We start from the raw sequence: 1,659 nt of genomic DNA, 5'->3' as shown, positions 1-1,659 counted from the left end.
CCAGAAGAAAGACTTCAAGCTTTTGAAGATGCAATTCGTACTGTATATGCAAGTACCATGAATGACGATGCTCTTAACTATAGAAAACTTAGAGGTCTAGATAAACGTGACGAACAAATGGCTATACTGGTGCAAAGGGTATCTGGTGACTATTACGGTGAATATTTCTACCCTCATCTTGCGGGTGTTGGAAACTCATCTAATCTATATGTTTGGAATAAACGTATAGATATGGAAGCAGGTATGCTTAGGCTTGTATTTGGACTTGGAACAAGAGCTGTTGACAGAATAAATAATGACTATGCAAGAATTGTTACTCTAGATGACCCTATGAGAATACCACTTACTAATTATGACGATCAACGAAAATTTTCTCAACACTATGTAGACTTACTTAATCTTAAAAGTAACCAACTTACTACAGTTGATGTAAATGATGCTATAAAAAATGATATAAAAGCGAACCTAAATATTTTCGGATGTAAAGATTATGAGACAGAAAGAATGCTAAAACAAACTGGTAGAGATCCATCAAAAGCACCATTCATTTTAAATTTTCAAGGAGTTCTAAAAAGTACTCAGTTTCCTAAAGTAATGAAAAGAGTTTTATCTGTTTTATCTAGTGAATATAATCATCCTGTTGATATAGAGTTTACAGCCAACTTTAATAAAGATGGTAATTTTAAATTTAATATAGTTCAATGTAGACCTCTTCAAACTAGAGGGTTAGGCAAAACTGTGCAAGCTCCAAAGCTTTTAGATAAGAACTCTTGCCTGTTTTCTTCAGTTGGTAACTTTATGGGTGGTAATGTAAGACTTCCAATTGATTATGTGGTTTTTGTTTCAACTGAAGAGTATATTAATCTTAGCCAAACAGATAAGTACTCAATTGCTAGACAGATAGGTATTGTAAATACAGCACTAAAAAATAAAAATGCAATGTTAATGGGTCCTGGTCGTTGGGGAACTAGTACTCCTTCACTTGGTGTACCTGTTCACTTTACAGAATTATGCAATATGTCCGTTATGTGTGAAATTGCATATAGTAATGAAGGCCTAATGCCAGAACTATCTTATGGAAGCCACTTCTTCCAAGACTTAGTTGAAACGGGAATATTTTATGTAGCTTTATTTGATAATAAAGCTGATGTGATATTTAATGAAAATAAACTTAGAGAAGGTAAGAACATAGTAAGTGAGATTGTGGGTAGTGATAGGGTAAATGAAAATGTAATTAAAGTATATGATACAAAAGGTCTGGTAGTATATTCAGATATTACAGAACAAATTGTAACTTGTTCTTATAATTAATAATAGAAAAAATATTATAATAAAGGTTATGGTAATATTTTTTTTATTTAAGGCTATGTTTTAGATAAATTAAAAGAGCGACCGTGTTGGTCGCTCTAAAGATTATTTTACGTTATTACGATAAAAACTTTTTGGGGGACAACCTGTTTCCTTTTTGAAGTTTGAATAAAAGGCAGACATACTTTCAAATCCACACTCAAAAGCGCTTTCGGTAACCGTTGCTCCTTCAAGCAACAGGACTTTGGCTTTTCTTATCCGAATAAAACGCAGGTATTGAGCTATTGTTCTGCTATAAGTTTGTAAAAACAGCTTATTGAGATAACTTTTATTAACACCAAGCTTTTGAAT

The 1,659-nt window shown here is 32.5% G+C and carries 2 protein-coding genes; one reads left to right on the top strand and one right to left on the bottom strand.

All coding sequences use genetic code 11. The annotated features are described in order from the left end of the window. Positions 1-1,311: PEP/pyruvate-binding domain-containing protein (locus VLM92_RS08520; RefSeq protein ID WP_325275914.1), on the top strand; the 1,311-nt coding region annotated here is incomplete at its 5' end. A 102-nt stretch (positions 1,312-1,413) separates the two neighbouring features. Here the strand turns inward: VLM92_RS08520 and VLM92_RS08515 are convergent. Beyond that, a partial coding sequence (locus VLM92_RS08515; RefSeq protein ID WP_325275913.1) for a helix-turn-helix transcriptional regulator occupies positions 1,414-1,659 on the bottom strand: 246 nt, incomplete at its 5' end.

Origin of the sequence: Romboutsia sp. (assembly GCF_035470145.1) — a bacterium.
GTDB lineage: Bacteria > Bacillota > Clostridia > Peptostreptococcales > Peptostreptococcaceae > Romboutsia_D.
The sequence above is the reverse complement of the archived record's forward strand: the minus strand, read 5'-3'. Positions and strand labels throughout refer to the sequence as shown.